At 58.0% G+C, this 17,626-nt stretch carries 17 protein-coding genes; 6 read left to right on the top strand and 11 right to left on the bottom strand.

Going from position 1 to position 17,626, the window contains the following annotated elements; genetic code table 11:
- Nucleotides 1-54: 54 nt before the first annotated feature.
- The 3 genes from ybaK to copA all read right to left on the bottom strand — a co-directional run bounded on the left by ybaK (nucleotide 55) and on the right by copA (nucleotide 4,164).
- Nucleotides 55-534: a Cys-tRNA(Pro)/Cys-tRNA(Cys) deacylase YbaK gene (ybaK, locus tag PGR23_RS10855; RefSeq protein ID WP_015367897.1), complete on the bottom strand. Its 480-nt coding sequence runs from the start codon at nucleotides 532-534 to the stop codon at nucleotides 55-57.
- A 201-nt stretch (nucleotides 535-735) separates the two neighbouring features.
- Complete coding sequence (locus PGR23_RS10850; protein ID WP_047078637.1) at nucleotides 736-1,530, bottom strand: TraB/GumN family protein; 795 nt, start codon at nucleotides 1,528-1,530, stop codon at nucleotides 736-738.
- 132 nt (nucleotides 1,531-1,662) lie between these two features.
- Nucleotides 1,663-4,164, bottom strand: a complete 2,502-nt coding sequence (gene copA / locus PGR23_RS10845) for a copper-exporting P-type ATPase CopA (RefSeq protein WP_049060089.1) — start codon at nucleotides 4,162-4,164, stop codon at nucleotides 1,663-1,665.
- A 105-nt stretch (nucleotides 4,165-4,269) separates the two neighbouring features.
- Between copA and cueR the strand changes: the two genes are divergently transcribed.
- Entirely contained in the window at nucleotides 4,270-4,680 is a 411-nt protein-coding gene (cueR, locus tag PGR23_RS10840; RefSeq protein ID WP_045393501.1) for a Cu(I)-responsive transcriptional regulator, read from the top strand.
- Here cueR and PGR23_RS10835 read toward each other — a convergent pair.
- Both PGR23_RS10835 and PGR23_RS10830 read right to left on the bottom strand, forming a co-directional pair.
- Nucleotides 4,677-5,135 (bottom strand): NfeD family protein, encoded by a 459-nt coding sequence (locus PGR23_RS10835; protein ID WP_045393498.1) that lies wholly within the window; start codon nucleotides 5,133-5,135, stop codon nucleotides 4,677-4,679. The genes cueR and PGR23_RS10835 overlap by 4 nt on opposite strands.
- Nucleotides 5,132-6,049, bottom strand: a complete 918-nt coding sequence (locus PGR23_RS10830) for an SPFH domain-containing protein (RefSeq protein ID WP_020079443.1) — start codon at nucleotides 6,047-6,049, stop codon at nucleotides 5,132-5,134. Before PGR23_RS10830 ends, PGR23_RS10835 begins: the two co-directional genes overlap by 4 nt.
- Before the next feature lie 139 nt (nucleotides 6,050-6,188).
- Here PGR23_RS10830 and fetA point away from each other — a divergent pair, with 139 nt between their 5' ends.
- Together fetA and fetB are read left to right on the top strand one after the other, a co-directional pair.
- Entirely contained in the window at nucleotides 6,189-6,866 is a 678-nt protein-coding gene (fetA, locus tag PGR23_RS10825; protein ID WP_396279864.1) for an iron efflux ABC transporter ATP-binding subunit FetA, read from the top strand.
- A complete protein-coding gene (fetB, locus tag PGR23_RS10820) occupies nucleotides 6,853-7,635 on the top strand; it encodes an iron efflux ABC transporter permease subunit FetB (protein WP_045393489.1) in 783 nt (260 codons plus the stop codon). The genes fetA and fetB overlap by 14 nt, the downstream gene beginning before the upstream one ends.
- Before the next feature lie 210 nt (nucleotides 7,636-7,845).
- Here fetB and PGR23_RS10815 read toward each other — a convergent pair whose 3' ends face one another.
- From PGR23_RS10815 to tesA, 3 genes are read right to left on the bottom strand one after another with little or no spacing between them, the layout of a single operon-like run.
- Complete coding sequence (locus tag PGR23_RS10815) at nucleotides 7,846-8,700, bottom strand: co-chaperone YbbN (protein WP_015367889.1); 855 nt, start codon at nucleotides 8,698-8,700, stop codon at nucleotides 7,846-7,848.
- Nucleotides 8,701-8,758: 58 nt separating this feature from the next.
- A complete protein-coding gene (locus PGR23_RS10810) occupies nucleotides 8,759-9,565 on the bottom strand; it encodes an SDR family oxidoreductase (RefSeq protein ID WP_161801889.1) in 807 nt (268 codons plus the stop codon).
- Nucleotides 9,555-10,178 (bottom strand): multifunctional acyl-CoA thioesterase I/protease I/lysophospholipase L1, encoded by a 624-nt coding sequence (gene tesA / locus PGR23_RS10805; RefSeq protein ID WP_047049514.1) that lies wholly within the window; start codon nucleotides 10,176-10,178, stop codon nucleotides 9,555-9,557. The genes PGR23_RS10810 and tesA overlap by 11 nt, the downstream gene beginning before the upstream one ends.
- Here tesA and ybbA point away from each other — a divergent pair.
- The 3 genes from ybbA to PGR23_RS10790 all read left to right on the top strand — a co-directional run bounded on the left by ybbA (nucleotide 10,149) and on the right by PGR23_RS10790 (nucleotide 14,573).
- The gene (ybbA, locus tag PGR23_RS10800) at nucleotides 10,149-10,835 is read left to right on the top strand and encodes a putative ABC transporter ATP-binding protein YbbA (RefSeq protein ID WP_047049495.1); all 687 of its coding nucleotides are present in this window, start codon (nucleotides 10,149-10,151) and stop codon (nucleotides 10,833-10,835) included. The two genes, tesA and ybbA, sit on opposite strands and share 30 nt — an antisense overlap.
- Complete coding sequence (gene ybbP / locus PGR23_RS10795; RefSeq protein ID WP_047078636.1) at nucleotides 10,832-13,246, top strand: putative ABC transporter permease subunit YbbP; 2,415 nt, start codon at nucleotides 10,832-10,834, stop codon at nucleotides 13,244-13,246. Before ybbA ends, ybbP begins: the two co-directional genes overlap by 4 nt.
- Nucleotides 13,247-13,427: 181 nt before the next feature.
- A complete protein-coding gene (locus PGR23_RS10790; RefSeq protein WP_047049491.1) occupies nucleotides 13,428-14,573 on the top strand; it encodes a porin in 1,146 nt (381 codons plus the stop codon).
- 227 nt (nucleotides 14,574-14,800) lie between these two features.
- Here PGR23_RS10790 and mnmH read toward each other — a convergent pair whose 3' ends face one another.
- The 3 genes from mnmH to purE all read right to left on the bottom strand — a co-directional run bounded on the left by mnmH (nucleotide 14,801) and on the right by purE (nucleotide 17,560).
- On the bottom strand, nucleotides 14,801-15,877 hold the full coding sequence (gene mnmH / locus PGR23_RS10785; RefSeq protein WP_047078635.1) for a tRNA 2-selenouridine(34) synthase MnmH: 1,077 nt from the start codon (nucleotides 15,875-15,877) through the stop codon (nucleotides 14,801-14,803).
- A gap of 109 nt (nucleotides 15,878-15,986) precedes the next feature.
- Entirely contained in the window at nucleotides 15,987-17,054 is a 1,068-nt protein-coding gene (gene purK, locus PGR23_RS10780) for a 5-(carboxyamino)imidazole ribonucleotide synthase (protein ID WP_045393471.1), read from the bottom strand.
- Entirely contained in the window at nucleotides 17,051-17,560 is a 510-nt protein-coding gene (gene purE / locus PGR23_RS10775; protein ID WP_015367880.1) for a 5-(carboxyamino)imidazole ribonucleotide mutase, read from the bottom strand. Before purE ends, purK begins: the two co-directional genes overlap by 4 nt.
- Between the last annotated feature and the right edge of the window lie 66 nt (nucleotides 17,561-17,626).

Here is a 17,626-nt window from a genome sequence, read left to right as displayed (position 1 = left end):
TACCCGTTGGGTAGCCCGGATAAGGCGCGTGCGCCGCTATCCGGGATAGTGTGCTCAATCGCGGCGGGCGATATCGGCGAACTTCGCGTCCAGAAGCTTCGCCAGATCGCTTGCCGCCAGTTCGATATCGAGCCCGCGTTTGCCGCCGGAAATATAGATGGTGGCAAACTCCTGCGCCGGGGCATCAATCACCGTCGGCAGGCGCTTTTTCTGCCCAAGCGGGCTGATGCCGCCGACCAGGTATCCGGTGATCCGCTGCGCGACCATTGGGTCGGCCATATCTACCTTCTTGGCGCCCAGCGCTTTGGCCACTTTCTTCAAATCCAACTGTCCGGCAACCGGGGTGACGGCGACCGCCAGATGTTTCATATCGCCGTTAACGGCCACTAATAGCGTCTTGTAAACCTGATCCGCATTGAGCCCCAGCTTGCGAACCACTTCATCGCCAAAATTGGTCTCTTGAGGATCGTGTTCGTAGCTGTGGATCTGAAAGGTAATTTTGTTTTTTTCGAGTAATTTAACGGCGGGAGTCATAGTAATCCTTCTTACCAACCGACCTAACGTATGACCAGCATACGCGTGAGGGTTGTATAAAAAATAGTACCATCTTGCGCAATAGTATTGGCAGTGATGGTCACTTTGAGCGACAATCAGACGATCCGGGATGTATATCCCGGGATAATAATAATGATGAAATTCCTCTTTGACGGGCCAATAGCAATATTGGCCATTTTTTTACGTCAACATATCCGGCAGGTTCCCTTCGCCATACAGATGCAGCGCGCCGACGGCGACCACGTAACGCCCCGGCGGCAGGGCAAGCAGCGTGTCGCGCCAGGCCACATTGCGCTGATGCATCAACACATCATATAAGGACTGGCTGAAGGTCGTCGGCAGCGTTTCCGCGCCGCGCGACGGCGGTTGCTCCAGCCACCAGCCAATCATGACCTGCAGTAAACGGGCGTTGGTGCGCCAGTGGGTCAGCGTATCTTCCAGCAGCGCCTTACCGCCGTCTGGCAGATTGCGCAGGAGCGCGATTTGGCTGTCGGCGCCTTCCAGCTCCATTACCCTTATGTTGCTCTCGCGAGCGGCCATCAGCAACTGGTAATCAATACCGTAATCGGGGCGTAACCCTAGCTTTTGCGCCTGAGTAGCTTGTAGCACCATTGCTACCTGCCATAGCGGCTGGCTATCGAAAAGATCGACCGATAAACCCAGCTCGCCGGCGCGTGAGCGTAATTCTGCTAATTGTGTTTCGCTCAGACGTTCAGCCAGCGGGGGATAAGAGGGGAGATTACTGAAAGGCGTTTCATTACCGGTGATGTCCGCTTCGACGATTAAGGCGTCGGCCTGACGTATCTTTTTCAGTAACTTAGCCGGCGGCGGCGCCATGTCGCGGGTGCCCATATGGATGCTGCCGACGAGGTGTAAATAACGTTCGCCGGGCAGGACGATATCCATTGCAGGCCAGGAATAAGACGAGCCGACGGCGGCTCGCCACAGCATTTTTATTCGGTTTAACAGGCCCATACGCGCTCCGAAGTGTGAGGCATTCATGCTAGCGCATATGGTGGTGGCCGTCATCTTTCCCGCGGTTTTTTATTGTCGCCAGGAAATAAACGGGCGCTGAGTAACCTCAGCGCCCGTTTTCCGGTGACTGCGCTAATCTTTCGGTTTAAAGCGCAGCAGGCGATTAGCGTTACTGACCACGGTGATTGACGACAGCGCCATTGCCGCGCCGGCGACCACCGGGTTCAGCAGGGTACCGGTCAGCGGCCAGAGGATCCCGGCGGCAATCGGGATGCCCAGTGAGTTGTAAACAAATGCGCCCAGCAGGTTCTGTTTCATGTTGCGTAACGTCGCTTTCGAAATCGCTAAAGCATCGGCCACGCCGTTAAGGCTATGGCGCATCAGGGTGATCGCCGCGGTCTCAATGGCGACATCGCTGCCGCCGCCCATGGCGATACCAACATCCGCCTGCGCCAGCGCCGGGGCGTCATTAATACCGTCGCCGACCATCGCCACTTTGTGCCCCTGGCTCTGCAGACGTTTAATGGCGTCGGCTTTACCGTCCGGCAGCACGCCGGCGATCACTTCATCAATGCCCGCTTCTTTGGCGATGGCATTGGCGGTGGTCGGGTTATCCCCGGTGAGCATTACCAGACGATAGCCCTGCCGATGCAGGCGCGCCAGCGCGTCGACGCTATCTTCACGTAGCGGGTCGCGGATGGCGAACAGCGCCGCGGCCTGACCATCGATCGCCAGCAGTACCGGCGTGGCGCCGCGCGAGGCCTGTGTCGTCATCTCGCTTTCCAGTTCCGCGGTGGCGATATGCTGCTCGTTAAGCAGCGCCTGGTTGCCGAGCAGCAGTCGATGACCTTCCGCTTCACCGCTGACGCCAAGCCCGCGCAGGGTACGGAAGCCGCTTACTTCCGGTAAAGTGCTGTCGGCGGCTTTATCGAGGATCGCCCGCGCCAGCGGATGGCTTGAGCCTTGCTCGAGCGCGGCGGCAAGACGCACCGCGGTTGTTTCATCAAACCCTGCGAAGGTTTTCACGGCCACCACCTGCGGCTTGCCTTCGGTCAGGGTACCGGTTTTATCGAACACCAGGGTGTCGAGTTCACTGGCGCGCTGCAGAGCATCGGCGTCACGCACCAGCACGCCGTATTCCGCCGCCCGGCCGACGCCGGAAATAATCGACATCGGCGTCGCCAGGCCCAATGCGCATGGACAGGCGATAATCAGTACCGTGGTGGCAATGACCAGGGTATAGACGATTTGCGGCGCCGGGCCGAAGAAGTACCAGATACCGGCGCTAATCAGCGCAATGGCTACCACTGCCGGAACAAATACCGCAGAGATTTTATCTGCCAGTTGGCCGATTTCCGGTTTGCTACTTTGCGCCTGGCGCACCATGCGAATAATCCGCGCCAGCGTGGTCTGGCTGCCGACGGCGCTGGCGGTAAACAGCACGCTGCCGTCCTGCACCACGGTACCGGCATGAATGGCGTCGCCATCGCCTTTTTGCTGCGGTACCGGTTCGCCGGTGAGCATGGCTTCATCAAACCAGGCTTCGCCCTGGCTTATCACGCCGTCAACCGGAACGCGATCGCCAGTGGTCAGACGCAGCGTCATACCCGCCTCAACTTCCGCGAGCGGCAGATCTTTCTCGCCTTCAGCCGTCACGACGCGTGCCGAAGGCGGCGTCAGGTCGAGCAGTTTTTCCAGCGCTTTCGAGGAGCGCTGGCGCGCGCGGGCTTCCAGCATATGGCCGAGGTTGATAAGACCAATGATCATCGCGCTGGCTTCGTAATACAGGTGGCGCGCTTCCATCGGGAACCACTGCGGCCACAGGTTGACGCTCATGGAGTACAGCCAGGCCACCCCGGTTCCCAGCGCCACCAGCGTATCCATGGTGGCGGTGCCGTTTTTCAGGCTTTTCCAGGCGCTGCGGTAGAAGTGACCGCCAGCGAAGACCATCACCGCGAGGGTGATGAGGCCGATGACCAGCCACAGCGATCGATTGTCGTCGCTGACCATCATGTTATCGCCAATCATGCCCCAGACCATGACCGGCACGCCGACCAGCAGGGCGACAATCGCCTGCCAGCGAAAACGTTTCATGGTGGCGATGGCGGTTTCCTGCTGCCGTTCGCGGCGTTCCAGATCGTCTTCGATAGCCTCCGCGCCGTAGCCGGCTTTTTCCACCGCCTGCACTAATTCTGCGGCGGACGCGCTGCCCATCACCAGCGCAGTGCGTTCCGCCAGGTTTACCCGCGCCTGTGAGACTCCCGGCACCGCGGCAAGCGCGTTTTGTACCCGGGAAACGCAGCTGGCGCAGCTCATGCCGTTGATCAGCAGCTGTTGACTGTCATCCTCGTCATGGGCTGCCGGAAGCTCGGGAGTGGCCGCTGTCAGTGCTTCCGACGGGATTGATGATTCTGCCAGCGGTTTAGCCTTTGGGTGGCTGAGCTCCGCGCCGTATCCGGCTTGTTTGATGGTCTCAATCAGGGCTTCAGCGCTGGCGCTGCCCGTGACGTGGGCTTCGGTAACAGTGACCTCCGCCTGTTCAACGTCTGGACGCTGTTCCAGGCTCTCTTTCACGCGTTTAACGCAGTGGCCGCAGGAGAGGCCATCAAGCGTCAGGTCGATAGTGTTAGACATAAATAACTCCTGAATAATTTCCGGTTAATGATTGACCGAACACACTCTTTCATCGAGTATTAAGAAGGTTAAACCTTCCAGCAAGGGGAAGGTCAAGGGGGAAAAATGAATATTAGCGATGTGGCGAAAAAAACCGGCTTAACCAGTAAAGCGATTCGTTTTTACGAAGAGAAAGGGCTGGTGACGGCGCCGCTGCGTAGCGATAACGGCTACCGTACCTATAGTCAAAAGCATCTGGATGAACTGACGCTGCTGCGCCAGGCGCGGCAGGTGGGATTTAATCTGGAGGAGTGCCGCGAGCTGGTGGCGTTATTCAACGATCCGTCGCGGCACAGCGCCGATGTGAAAAAAAGAACGCTGGAGAAAGTCGCGGATATTGAGAACCATATCCGCGAGTTGCAAAACATGCGCGCGCATCTGCTGGCGCTGGCGGACGCCTGCCCTGGTGATGAGAGCGCGGATTGCCCGATTATTGATAATCTTTCCGGCTGTTGTCACCGCAAAGCGCAGGCTTAGCGGACGGCGGCTCTTATCCGCAAGGTAATGCCTTCGACGGCGACCACTTCAACCTTGCTGCCCGCCGCGAGGTCTTCATCGGCAATCACCGGCCAGGAGCTATCGCCGACGCGGACGTGGCCGCGACCGTTTTCCAGCGCGTTGTCGAGTGTGAAACGACGGCCAACCAGCTGCTGGCCGCGCTGGTTAAGCTGCGCGTCGGCGGGGCGCTGCTGCCTCATGCGTTTACGCAGCCATTTTGACCACAGCCACGCCGCCAGCAGGGTAAGGACGGCAAACAGCGTCCCTTGCCATTCCCAACTAAATGGAATAACCCAGGTCAGCAGGCCGGTAACCACGCCAGCTACGCCGCTCCACAGCAGGTAGCCATTGCTGCCGAGCATCTCTGCCGCCAGCAACAGCCCGCCAAGGGTCAGCCAGAAAATATGCGGATGGGCGAGGATCAGGGCGATCATGATTTTTTCCGCTCGGCGCTACTCTCTTTCAGCAGTTCGCCGATCCCGGCGATCGAGCCCATCAGACTGCTGGCATCCAGCGGCATCAGCACCACTTTACTGTTGTTGGCGGCGCCAATCTGCTGCAGCGCGTCGGTATATTTCTGCGCCACGAAGTAGTTAATCGCCTGAATGTCGCCTGACGCAATCGCCGATGAGACCATCTGGGTGGCACGGGCTTCCGCTTCGGCGGAACGTTCGCGGGCTTCCGCCTGCAGGAAGGCCGACTGCCGTTCGCCTTCGGCTTTGAGGATCTGCGACTGCTTTTCACCTTCGGCTTTGAGGATTTCCGCCTGACGCACCCCTTCCGCCTCGAGGATATAAGCGCGTTTGGTTCGCTCAGCTTTCATCTGGGCGTTCATCGAGGAGATAAGCTCCGCCGGCGGGCGAACGTCGCGGATTTCGACACGGGTGATTTTCACCCCCCACGGATTGGTGGCATCGTCGACGATATGCAGCAGGCGAGTGTTAATGCTATCGCGCTGGGAGAGCATTTCATCCAGCTCCATCGAGCCGAGTACGGTACGAATGTTGGTCATCGTCAGATTGACGATCGCCAGCTCAAGATTACTGACTTCATAGGCGGCTTTTGGCGCATCGATCACCTGGATGAAGCAGACGGCGTCAATGGTGACGTTGGCGTTATCGCGGGAGATGACTTCCTGCGAAGGGATATCCAGTACCTGCTCCATCATGTTCACTTTGCGGCCGATGCGATCCATAAACGGTACCACTAAACTTAAGCCCGGCTGCAGCGTCTGCGTGTAGCGGCCAAAGCGTTCGACGGTCCATTGATAACCCTGCGGCACGATTTTTACTGCCGCCCCCACAATGACCAGTGCGACAAAAATAAGAACGGGGATAAAAATCAGCATCAAAAACCTCCTGTCTTGTTGCCTGATGGGCGCCGCAGCGAAATGGCGCAGATTTAAACAGAGTATAACTTTCTCCTTGTTCCGGTGAAAGAAAACTGGAGTAAACTGTCTGCGTTTTAGGAAATTAATTGGACATATAATGAAGGAAAATAACGCGATTTTGCGCCTCGAGGGCGTTGGTTTTAAAACCGACGACGCGGTCATCCTGAATAATATCGATCTCCGGATTAGGGCTGGAGAGTTTAAGTTAATTACCGGGCCATCCGGATGCGGCAAAAGTACGTTACTGAAAATCATCGCCTCTCTGCTGAGCCCGACCAGCGGAGAGATTTTTTTCAACGATATCGATATCACTACGCTGTCGCCGGAAAACTATCGCCAGCAGGTCTCTTATTGCGCGCAAACTCCGGCGCTATTCGGCGATTCGGTCTACGACAACCTGGTTTTCCCATGGCAGATCCGCAACAAACAGCCGGATCCTAAAGCGCTGATTGCCGATCTCGAACGCTTCGGGCTGGCGGATAATACGCTGGAGAAATCGATTAACGAATTGTCCGGCGGCGAAAAACAGCGGGTCTCGCTCATTCGTAATCTGCAGTTTCTGCCGCAGGTGCTGCTGCTGGATGAAATTACCAGCGCGCTGGATGAAAGTAATAAGCGCAACGTTAACGAGATTATTCATCGCTACGCGACGGAAAAAGGGATGGCCATCCTGTGGGTCACTCACGACCAGAACGAAATTGCTCACGCTGATGAAGTGATTACGCTACAGCCTGCCGGCGGGAAAATGCAGGAGGTGAAAAATGAACGGGCATAATATTACTAACGAATCGCTGGCGCTCTCGATGGTGCTGGTGCTGGTGGCGATCGTTGTGAGCTATCGGGAAAAGCTGGCGCTGGAAAAAGATATCATCTGGAGTATTTGCCGGGCGATAGTGCAACTCATCATCGTCGGCTACGTGCTGAAATATATCTTTAACGTTAACCATGCGGTGTTAACGCTATTGATGGTGCTGTTCATTTGCTTTAACGCGGCGTGGAATGCGAAGAAGCGCAGTAAATATATCGACAAAGCTTTTGTCTCATCGTTTATCGCTATTACCACCGGCGCCGGACTAACCCTGGCGGTGCTGGTCTTCTCGGGGTCGATCGCCTTTGTGCCGATGCAGGTTATTCCGATTGCCGGCATGGTGGCCGGTAACGCTATGGTGGCGGTAGGGCTGTGCTACAACAATATGGGCCAGCGTTTTAACAGTGAGCAGCAGCAGATTCAGGAGAAGCTAAGCCTCGGCGCGACGCCGAAGATGGCCTCCGCGCGGCTGATCCGCGACAGCATTCGCGCCTCGTTGATTCCCACGGTAGATTCAGCGAAAACGGTCGGACTGGTGAGTTTGCCGGGGATGATGTCGGGACTGATTTTCGCCGGGATTGACCCGGTGAAGGCGATTAAGTATCAGATTATGGTCACGTTTATGTTGCTGTCGACCGCCAGCCTGTCGACGATTATTGCCGGCTATCTGACCTACCGGAAGTTCTTCAATACCCGTCATCAACTGGTGGTGACGCAGTTGAAAAAGCGCCCGTAAGCATTCCCGGGTAGCGGCTTACGCCTTACCCGGGCTACCACAGGGCTGCAGATACTGTTATCGGTATACAACTGTTTTGCTTGGGGAAAAACATGTGCTTTGTGTTAATCCTGTAAGCATTCCCGGGTAGCGGCTTACGCCTTACCCGGGCTACCACGGCGTAATCTGTAGCCCGGATAAGCGTAGCGCTATCCGGGTCAGCGCCGCTGATTAGTACAGCAATGAATACAGCTGGCGGCGGTATTTCGCCGCCAGGGCGTCTCCGGTACCGAGCGCCGCGAGGATCTCCTGCAGCATTTTGCGAACCTGGCCATCGCCGGCGCCTAAATCTTTTTGCAGATGCGTGAACAGCAGCGCCAGCGCTTCTTCGTTGCGCCCGACCTGGTGCAACTGCAACGCCAGCTGAGACGCCAGCGCCGCGTCGTCCGGGTTCTGCTCGACCTGCTGCTGTAGTTGCTGGATTTCCGGGGTATCGGCGGCCTGCTTAAGCAGTTCAATCTGCGCCACCAGCCCCTGATAACGGGTGTCCTGATCCTGCAGCGGCACGGTTTTCAGCACGCTTTCAGCCTCATCGGAACGCTGCAGGGCAATTAGCGTTTCCGCCAGCAGCAGGCCAATCTGGCTATCCTGGTTAGACAACTGCCAGGCATCTTTCAGCAGCGGCAGCGCATCGGCGTATTTTTCTTCCTGCATCAGCGCCAGCGCTTCTTGCGCTTTCAATTCTTCTTCGCGCGGCAGTACTTTATCCAGCAGGGCGCGGATGGCTTCTTCCGGCTGCGGGCCTTCAAAACCATCTACCGGCTGGCCGTTCTGGAACAGATACACCGTCGGAATCGCGCGCAGACCAAACTGCGAAGCCAGCATTTGCTCCGCGTCGCAATCTACCTTCGCCAGCGTAAACTGACCGTGGTATTGGGCGGCCAGGCGCTCAAGCACCGGCGTCAGCTGTTCGCAGTGCTGGCTGCGGGCGGACCAGAAATAAAACAGCACCGGCGCGTTCATGGATTGCTGCAGCGTCTGCTGCAGGTTGGCTTCGGTAATATTGACAATATTCTGTTCGGACATGGGCGTATCTCGTTAGTCGATTTCTGTTTTAGATGGGGGCGACATTCAGCGCTTCAACTCAGCCCTGGATAATTTTGTCCATCGCACGTGCCGGCAGCAGGCGTTTTAACCAGCCTACCGCGTGGGTGACCAGCGTCACCGGATAGCGCAGTTTCGGCTTGTCGCTGACGAAGGCGTGACGCACTTTTTCCACTACCGCCTCCGGGCCGAGCGTAAAGCGCGCGGCAATGCCTGGGTTCTCTACCGTCTTGTCGCCGGTCTGGTTAACGTTGTTGGTAAAGCGGGTACGGATTGGCCCAGGCTCAATCAGGCTGACTTTTATGCCGCTGTGGCGGAGCTCCATGCGCAGGGCATCGGACCACGCCTCCAGCGCGTATTTACTGGCGGCATAGGCGCCGCGGCCGGGGCTGGAAATCAGCCCCATCACCGAAGAGGTCATCACGATGCGGCCCTCGCCGTGCGGCTGCATAGCGGGCAGCAGCAGCATGGTGAGCTGGTGGGCGCCGAAAAAGTTGGCGGAAAACTGCTGTTCCATTTGCTGACGGCTGATGGTGGTGAGCGGACCGTAGACGCCGTAGCCAGCATTATTGAACAGGCCATACAGGCGGTTCCCGGTCAGCGCGATGACCTCGGCGGCGGCATTTTCGACGCTTTGCGGGTCATCGAGATCCAGCAAAATACCGGTCAGACCCAGTTCCTGCATACGGGCGACATCCTCCCCCTTACGGCAGGCGGCCAGTACCCGAAAGCCCTGGCGTTTTAAATCGAGCGCGCTTTCGAGGCCAATTCCGCTGGAACATCCTGTAACTAAAACCGATTTTTGCATAACTTTACCTGTGAATGACTCCCGGCGTTCAGGAGTCATGATTAACTAAGGGAGCCAACCGGGTTGCCATCCAGTCGGCAATAAACGGTTGCGCATCGCGATTAGGATGAATGCCGTCGTCCTGCATCCATTGTGGCTTGAGATAAACCTCTTCCATAAAAAAGGGCAGCAGAGGAATATCGAACTCTTTGGCCAGTTGCGGATATATCGCGCTAAAGGCTTCATTATAACGGCGCCCATAGTTGGCGGGCAGGCGTATTTGCATCAGCAGCGGCTGGGCCTTCGCCGCTTTGATATCCTGAATAACGGTACGCAGCGTCTGCTCCGTTTGCTGCGGCGGGAAACCACGCAGCCCGTCGTTGCCGCCCAGTTCCACCAGCACCCAGCGCGGCTGGTGCTGCTTCAGTAGCGCCGGCAGGCGCGCCAGTCCCTGCTGCGAGGTGTCGCCGCTGATACTGGCGTTGACCACCGTCGTTTTGGCCTGCCACTTCTCATTAAGCAGAGCAGGCCAGGCCGTATTGGCCGCCATTCGATAGCCGGCGCTCAGGCTATCGCCAAGCACTAACAGCGTATCCGCCGCCATTGCGCGGCAGGTAAACAGAACCATAAACAGGAAAGGCAAATGCCAGCGGAAAACATACTTGAAGTTCATCATCTTAAGAAATCCGTCGGTCAGGGAGAGCATCAGTTGTCCATCCTTACCGGAGTTGAGCTGGTTGTCAAACCGGGGCAAACCATCGCCCTGATTGGCGAGTCCGGTTCCGGGAAATCCACGCTGCTGGCCATTCTCGCCGGGCTCGACGACGGCAGCAGCGGCGAAGTGTCTCTTTTGGGGCAGCCGCTGCATCAGATGGATGAAGAGGCGAGGGCGACGTTACGCGCGAAGCACGTAGGCTTTGTCTTTCAATCGTTTATGTTGATTCCGACGCTAAATGCCCTGGAGAACGTCGAGCTGCCGGCCTTGCTGCGCGGCGCCAGCGATAGCCAAAGCCGCGGCGATGCGCGCGCGCTGCTTGAACAGCTAGGGCTTGGCAAACGCCTGCACCATTTACCGGCGCAGCTTTCCGGCGGCGAGCAGCAGCGAGTGGCGCTGGCTCGCGCCTTTAACGGCCGTCCGGCGCTGCTATTTGCCGATGAGCCGACCGGTAATCTCGACCGTCACACCGGCGATAAAATCGCCGATCTGCTGTTCTCACTCAACCGCGAACACGGCACCACCCTAATTCTGGTGACCCACGATCCGCTGCTGGCGGCGCGTTGCGATCGTCGCTTACGCCTGGTGGATGGCAAGTTGCAGGAGGAAGCATGATAGCCCGCTGGTTCTGGCGCGAATGGCGCTCGCCTTCACTGCTCATCGTCTGGCTGGCATTGAGCATGGCGGTGGCCTGCGTGCTGGCGCTGGGCTCAATCAGCGACCGTATGGAAAAAGGGTTGAGCCAGCAAAGCCGCGAATTTATGGCCGGGGATCGCACCTTGCGCAGTTCACGCGAAGTGCCCGCCGAGTGGATCGCCGAGGCGCGCGCGCTCGGGTTAACCGTGGGCGAACAGCTGAGCTTCGCCACCATGACTTTCGCTGTAGATACCCCGCAACTGGCGGATGTCAAAGCGGTTGATGATACTTATCCGCTGTACGGCACGCTGGAGACCTCTCCGGCGGGATTAAAACCGCAGCGCGGCAGCGTCCTGCTGGCGCCGAGGCTGATGGCGCTGCTGAATCTGAAAACCGGCGATAACATTGATGTTGGCGACGCTACCTTGCGCATCGCCGGCGAGGTCATTCAGGAGCCTGACGCCGGCTTCAACCCCTTCCAGATGGCGCCGCGGCTAATGATGAATATCGCCGATGTGGCGAAAACCGGCGCGGTACAGCCCGGCAGCCGCGTCTCCTGGCGCTATAAGTTTGCCGGTAGCGCGCAGCAGCTGGCGGCCTACGAGCGGTGGCTATTGCCGAAGCTTGGCGCGGAACATCGCTGGATTGGCCTGGAGCAGGATGATAGCGCGCTGGGTAAATCGCTGGAGCGCTCGCAGCAATTTTTACTGCTGTCCGCGTTATTAACGTTGCTGCTGGCAGTCGCCGCGGTGGCGGTCGCGATGGGGCATTACTGCCGCAGCCGCTACGATCTGGTCGCTATTCTCAAAACCTTAGGCGCCGGGCGGGCGCAGCTGCGTAAACTTATCGTCGGTCAGTGGCTAATGTTGCTGATGCTGGCGGTTGCGGCGGGGGGCGCGATGGGGCTGCTGCTGGAAAAAGCCCTGCTGCTGATGCTTAAACCGGTGCTGCCCGCCGCGCTGCCGCCCGCCAGCGGCTGGCCGTGGCTGTGGGCTATCGGCGCGATGGTGGTGATTTCGCTGCTGGTCGGCTGGCGGCCCTATCGGCTGCTGCTGGCGACTCTGCCGCTGCGGGTATTGCGGCAAGATGTGGTGGCTAACGTCTGGCCGCTAAAACACTATATTCCTGTGGTCTGCGCGGTGGTTGTCGGCGGACTGGCCTGGCTGATGGGCGGTAGCCCGCTACTGTGGTCGGTGCTGGTCGGGGCCTTGGTGCTGGCGCTGCTATGCGGGCTGGTAGGCTGGGCCTTGCTGTGGTTGCTTAAGCGCGTCACGCTAAAAGCGTTGCCGCTGCGCCTGGCGGTGAACCGTCTGTTGCGCCAGCCGTGGTCAACGCTGAGCCAACTGGCGGCGTTTTCACTGTCGTTTATGCTGCTGGCTCTGCTGTTGGTGTTACGCGGCGATTTGCTCGAACGCTGGCAGCAGCAGCTGCCGCCGGAAAGCCCGAACTACTTTCTGATTAATATCGCTCCCGAACAGGTAGTTCCGGTGAAGACATTCCTCGCCGAACACCAGACCCGGGCGGCGGAGTTTTATCCCATCGTGCGCGCGCGGCTGACGCAGATTAACGGTCAAACCACCGAGGGCAATAAAGACGAAGCGCTAAACCGCGAGCTTAATCTCACCTGGAGCGAGCAGCGCCCGGATCATAATCCGCTGGTGGCCGGCAGTTGGCCGCCGAAGTCTGGCGAGGTGTCGATTGAAGAGGGGCTGGCGCAGCGGTTAGGCGTCAGGATCGGTGATAGCGTCACCTTTACCGGCGATACCCAGCAATTTAGCGCTAAGGTGACCAGCGTGCGCAAAGTTGACTGGGAGAGCCTGCGGCCCAACTTCTTCTTTATTTTCCCGCCGGGGGCGCTGGATGGGCAGCCGCAAAGCTGGCTTACCAGCTTCCGTTGGGATAATGGCAACGCGATGCTGACCCAGCTTAACCGCGAGTTTCCCACCGTTAGCCTGCTGGATATCGGCGCCATCCTGCGCCAGGTCGGCCAGGTGTTGACGCAGGTCAGTCGGGCGCTGGAGGTCATGGTGGTGCTGGTCACCGCCTGTGGCGTGCTATTGCTACTGGCCCAGGTGCAGGTCGGGATGCGCCAGCGGCATCAGGAGCTGGTCGTCTGGCGGACGCTGGGGGCTGGTAAAGTCTTGCTGCGCACCACGTTGTGGGTGGAGTTCGCCCTGCTTGGCGTGGTTTCGGGGCTGGTGGCGGCCATTGGCGCCGAGGTGGCGCTGGCGATGCTGCAAACCAAAGTGTTTGATTTTCCATGGACGCCGGACTGGCGGCTGTGGGTGATGCTGCCACTCTCAGGCGCTATTTTATTATCGTTGTGCGGCGGTTGGTTGGGATTACGCTTATTAAAAGGTAAAGCGTTATTCCGACAATTTAACCAGTAAATAGATTTCATTTTTATGAAGCGCCGCGCAATTTCGCGGCGCTTTTATTTTAACGGCACAAAATGATAATTCCTTGATTTTTAAGCGCACAAAACATTAAAAACCCAACAACACGTCGTGCTAATTCGCAGTTAATATTCAACTGGCAAATATAAGGTTGCTTATTACTCAAGGAAAAAGCATGGCACATAAAATAAAAGCGCTGGCGATCTCGATCGGCGCAGCATTAGCGTTAACCTCTTTTGCATCCCAGGCTGAGATTACGCTGCTGAAACAAGATCCGCAGGCGGGCGATCCGTTAAGTCGCCTTAACTTTACCGTCGGCGGGAGTATTCGTCCGCAGTTCAATATGATGACCGGCGATGGCGATAAAGGTTCCTACAAGCGTAACGGTTTCGATGGCGGCACCCGTTTCCGTTTCGCGGCTGATTACTATCTCTTTGATGATATTAGCTGGATCAGCTACTACGAACTGGGCGTCAATATTCCGGCGCTGTTCGATTGGGACAATCACTACGCGGAAGGGGCGAATAATACCACCCGCCGTATGTTGTTCACCGGTCTGAAGAGCGATACCTGGGGTACCTTAACCTACGGTCAGCAAAACAGTATTTACTATGATGTCGTCGGCGTGAAAACCGATATCTGGGACTATGATATGATCGGTCAGGCTCCGGGTAACGGTATTAACGGCGATTACGATGGTTCTTATCGTTCACGCAATATGTTGAAATATAAGAAAACCGTCGGTGATGTCGATCTGTATGGCTCCTATCTGTTTGAAGATAGCGAATATCTGCCGGGCGATGGTCTGCGCTACAAGCGTAAAGGAGGCGGTTCTATCGGCGTGGATTACCACATCATGAAGGACCTGACCTGGGGTACCGCGTGGAACTACACCCGCGCCGAAATGCGCGACCCGTCAAGCTCCAATAGCAAAACCTACGACCAGAATATTGTCGGTACCGCGTTGAGCTGGACTCCGGATAACTGGACCTTCTCCTTCGGCGGCGGCTGGTATCAGAACTTCCTGACTACCAAGAAAACCGATGTTCATAACTATTTCGCCGGCGATGCCTGGGGTATTGAATACTTTGCCGGCTATAAATTCCCGATCAATCAATACGCTGTTAAATCTATTCAACCGTACTTTATGGGCGACCGCCTGGAGTACGTGAATGGCCGCAACTACCAGCGTATTGATAACGGTTTGGGTATTAGCTTCCAGCTGGATTACGGTTTCCGTGTTGATTACGAGCACGTGTTTACCTCCAGCACCGATGATCTGGGCGATATGAACCTGGTGCGTCTGCGCTACGACTTCTAACGATGAGCCGCCGCAAGCCGGGAATTTCCCCGGCTTGCGCTGCGCTAAGCCGGGCTACCAAATCGCACAGCGCTGTAGCCCCGGTAAGCGGCAGCGCCACCGGGGGTTTTGAGGCCATTGGTACCGGCAGTTTCAGCCAGCACGATGATTAAATTAAAGGCTGGCCGCACGGACCGTAGGTCGGGTAAGGCGCCAGCCGCTACCCGGGAAGCCGTCTGGTTGGGGAACTACTTCGCCAGCCAGGCGGCGACATCCTGCCAGTTACCGCGAAAGATAATCTTCCCGGCTTTTTTCCCCAACTGATAGCGATACATCGGGTCGTAGTATTCATTTAACAGCGGAACCAGCCAGGCGAAGTGCGCCTCGGTACTGGCGGTACGCTGCTGCTGCGACAGCGCCGCGTCGAGCAGTTCGCTTAGCTGGGCAAAGCGCTGTAGCCCTAGCCGACGCCGGATGGCAAACAGCCCGTGATGCAGATACTCGCTATATTCCTGCCAGCCTTTCTCTTCGCCATAGGCGGCAATAAAGTCGCGATGCATACGATCGAAGTACTCTTCGCGCAGTCGCTCCAGACGAACGTCAAACGGATCTTCCACCACCGCCAGCGGCGATTGCGCCATGCGGATACGCAGGCATTCCGGCAGGTGGTTCGCGCCGATCATATGGCCTTCATCTTCCAGCACCCAGCGTGTCTGTTGTTCAGCTTTTTTAAGCAGGGTGACCGCCAGATGGTTTTCGAACGTCGCCTGCGGGTGTTGCTGCAGTAGCGTTCGGCCAAATGACGAACCGCGGTGGTGGGCGTGACCTTCAAGATCGATACCGTCCGGGCGCGAGCAAACCAGCTGGGTTTTGCCATTGCCGGTGCAGCCGCCAATCAGCACGATAGGGCGCTGTACCAGCTCCTCGGTAGTCTGTATTGCCGCCTGGCGTAGCGCTTTGTAACCGCCGACAATCAGCGGATAATCGACGCCAGATTCCCGCAGCCACTGCTGCACGATATGCGAGCGCTGGCCGCCGCGGGCGCAGCACAGATAGCCCTGCGGATAGCGGGCGCAGGCCTCCAGCCACGCCTTGAGACGGCTGGCTCGCAGGTCGCCATCGACCAGCTTATGGCCGAGGGCTAATGCCGCTTCCGGCCCCTGGCGCTTGTAACAGGTGCCGACGGCGGCGCGTTCGTCATCGTTCATCAGCGGTAGGTTAATCGCCGCGGGCATCGCGCTTTGCTGAAATTCCACCGGTGCGCGGACGTCGATAAGCGGCGTATCCGCGCTGAGGATGGCGCGATAGTGTCTCCCATTTTCCATGGGTCGTCCTTTTGAGTTAAAACCAGATGTGCTTACTGCGAGGTGGGGATTCTACGCGCCGAAGGGCGTGCCGGGGAAGGGGATAGATCAAATCCCCGGCACGAATGGCTTAATTAAGCTGCGATTGCGCCCAGAAAACACCGCTGGCGTATTCGGCTGGCAGGAGCGGTTTCAGCGCTTCCAGCGTGGCGCTCAGGCGATCGGTATCGCTGTCGGTCAGATTCAGGTGGCCGACTTTACGCCCCGGACGAACCTCTTTGTCGTACCAGTGCAGATGCACCAGCGGCAGTTTTAGCCAGTCGTAGTTCAGATCGCTGCCGATCAGATTGATCATCACCGACGGGCTGTTGACCACCGGTGGCGGCAGCGGTAGATCGGTAATGGCGCGCAGGTGCAGTTCAAACTGGCTAATGGAAGCGCCGTTCTGCGTCCAGTGGCCGCTATTATGTACGCGCGGCGCCAGCTCGTTGATCAGCAGTCCCTCGGCGGTGACGAAGCACTCCATGGCCATCACGCCCACGTAGTCGAGCTCGTTCATGATCGCCGTCAGCATGCTTTCCGCCTGCGCCTGCTGGCGGGCATTGGCCTGCGGGAAGGCGACGCTGGCGCGCAGAATGCCGTCCTGGTGCAGGTTGCGGGTCAGCGGATAAAACACCGTGCTGCCGTCGCGGCCGCGGGCGCCGACCAGCGACACCTCGCCGGAGAAGTTAATACCCTGCTCAACGATACACTCGCCGTAGTTATCATCGGGTAGTTGTGTGGTTTCGTTCTCGCGTAAACGCCACTGGCCGCGGCCATCGTAGCCGCCAACGCGGCGCTTGACGATAGCCAGTTCGCCCAGACGGGCAAACACGGCGGGCCACTCGCTTTTATCCGCCAGTAGCTGCCACGGCGCGGTGGCGAGGCCAAGTTTGTCGAACAACTGTTTCTGGGTCAGGCGGTCGGCGATGATCGGAAAAACGTCGCGGTTAACGAACGCCGAATGGCGCGCCAGCTCACGGGTTAAAGCGGTTTCCGGCCAGCGTTCGATTTCGGCGGTGATGACGCTTTGCTGGAACGGCACCGCTTCCGGGTCGGCTTCCAGGCCGACCGGCCAGACGGCGATGCCCAGCGGTTCACCGGCCTGACGCAGCATGCGGCCTAACTGTCCGTTACCGAGGACGCAAACCTGTTTCATGCCGCACCTCGCGGGTCCGGGTTATCCAGCACCTCATCGGTTTGCGCCTGACGCCAGGCGCTCAGGCGCTGATGCAGCTCAGCATCATGCTGGGCGAGAATTTGCGCGGCGAGCAGGGCGGCGTTAGCGGCGCCGGCTTTGCCGATGGCCAGCGTGCCGACCGGGATGCCGCGGGGCATTTGAACGATAGAGTAGAGGCTGTCAACGCCGCTTAACGCTGCGCTCTGAACCGGCACGCCAAGCACCGGCACCAGAGTTTTCGCTGCAATCATGCCCGGCAAATGCGCCGCGCCGCCCGCACCGGCGATGATCACCTGATAACCGTTGCTTTCGGCGCTTTCGGCGAAGCTAAACAGTTTATCGGGCGTACGGTGGGCGGAAACCACTTCAACATGGTGCGGAACGTTCAGGGTATCAAGGATTTCTGCGGCGAACTGCATGGTAGCCCAGTCGCTTTTGGACCCCATCACGATGGCGATACGCGCCGGATTATTGCGGGAAGACATGCGTCTGAAAACTCCTGTGGGTGTGCTTCACACTGCTTTAGAGGCCACAGAGAATAGCACGATATC

Origin of the sequence: Klebsiella sp. 141162, assembly GCF_050600755.1 — a bacterium.
Taxonomy (GTDB): domain Bacteria; phylum Pseudomonadota; class Gammaproteobacteria; order Enterobacterales; family Enterobacteriaceae; genus Klebsiella; species Klebsiella aerogenes.
The sequence above is the reverse complement of the archived record's forward strand: the minus strand, read 5'-3'. Positions and strand labels throughout refer to the sequence as shown.

Bases quoted from the DNA above. Each gene is read 5' to 3' on its own strand.
- ybbP (WP_047078636.1), top strand. From the start codon at position 10,832: ATGATAGCCCGCTGGTTCTGGCGCGAATGGCGCTCGCCTTCACTGCTC.
- purK (WP_045393471.1), bottom strand. From the start codon at position 17,054: ATGAAACAGGTTTGCGTCCTCGGTAACGGACAGTTAGGCCGCATGCTG.
- copA (WP_049060089.1), bottom strand. From the start codon at position 4,164: ATGTCTAACACTATCGACCTGACGCTTGATGGCCTCTCCTGCGGCCAC.
- PGR23_RS10815 (WP_015367889.1), bottom strand. From the start codon at position 8,700: ATGTCCGAACAGAATATTGTCAATATTACCGAAGCCAACCTGCAGCAG.
- tesA (WP_047049514.1), bottom strand. From the start codon at position 10,178: ATGAACTTCAAGTATGTTTTCCGCTGGCATTTGCCTTTCCTGTTTATG.
- PGR23_RS10835 (WP_045393498.1), bottom strand. From the start codon at position 5,135: ATGATCGCCCTGATCCTCGCCCATCCGCATATTTTCTGGCTGACCCTT.
- PGR23_RS10850 (WP_047078637.1), bottom strand. From the start codon at position 1,530: ATGGGCCTGTTAAACCGAATAAAAATGCTGTGGCGAGCCGCCGTCGGC.
- PGR23_RS10830 (WP_020079443.1), bottom strand. From the start codon at position 6,049: ATGCTGATTTTTATCCCCGTTCTTATTTTTGTCGCACTGGTCATTGTG.
- fetA (WP_396279864.1), top strand. From the start codon at position 6,189: ATGAAGGAAAATAACGCGATTTTGCGCCTCGAGGGCGTTGGTTTTAAA.
- PGR23_RS10810 (WP_161801889.1), bottom strand. From the start codon at position 9,565: ATGACTCCTGAACGCCGGGAGTCATTCACAGGTAAAGTTATGCAAAAA.
- PGR23_RS10790 (WP_047049491.1), top strand. From the start codon at position 13,428: ATGGCACATAAAATAAAAGCGCTGGCGATCTCGATCGGCGCAGCATTA.
- fetB (WP_045393489.1), top strand. From the start codon at position 6,853: ATGAACGGGCATAATATTACTAACGAATCGCTGGCGCTCTCGATGGTG.
- cueR (WP_045393501.1), top strand. From the start codon at position 4,270: ATGAATATTAGCGATGTGGCGAAAAAAACCGGCTTAACCAGTAAAGCG.
- purE (WP_015367880.1), bottom strand. From the start codon at position 17,560: ATGTCTTCCCGCAATAATCCGGCGCGTATCGCCATCGTGATGGGGTCC.
- mnmH (WP_047078635.1), bottom strand. From the start codon at position 15,877: ATGGAAAATGGGAGACACTATCGCGCCATCCTCAGCGCGGATACGCCG.
- ybbA (WP_047049495.1), top strand. From the start codon at position 10,149: ATGCCAGCGGAAAACATACTTGAAGTTCATCATCTTAAGAAATCCGTC.
- ybaK (WP_015367897.1), bottom strand. From the start codon at position 534: ATGACTCCCGCCGTTAAATTACTCGAAAAAAACAAAATTACCTTTCAG.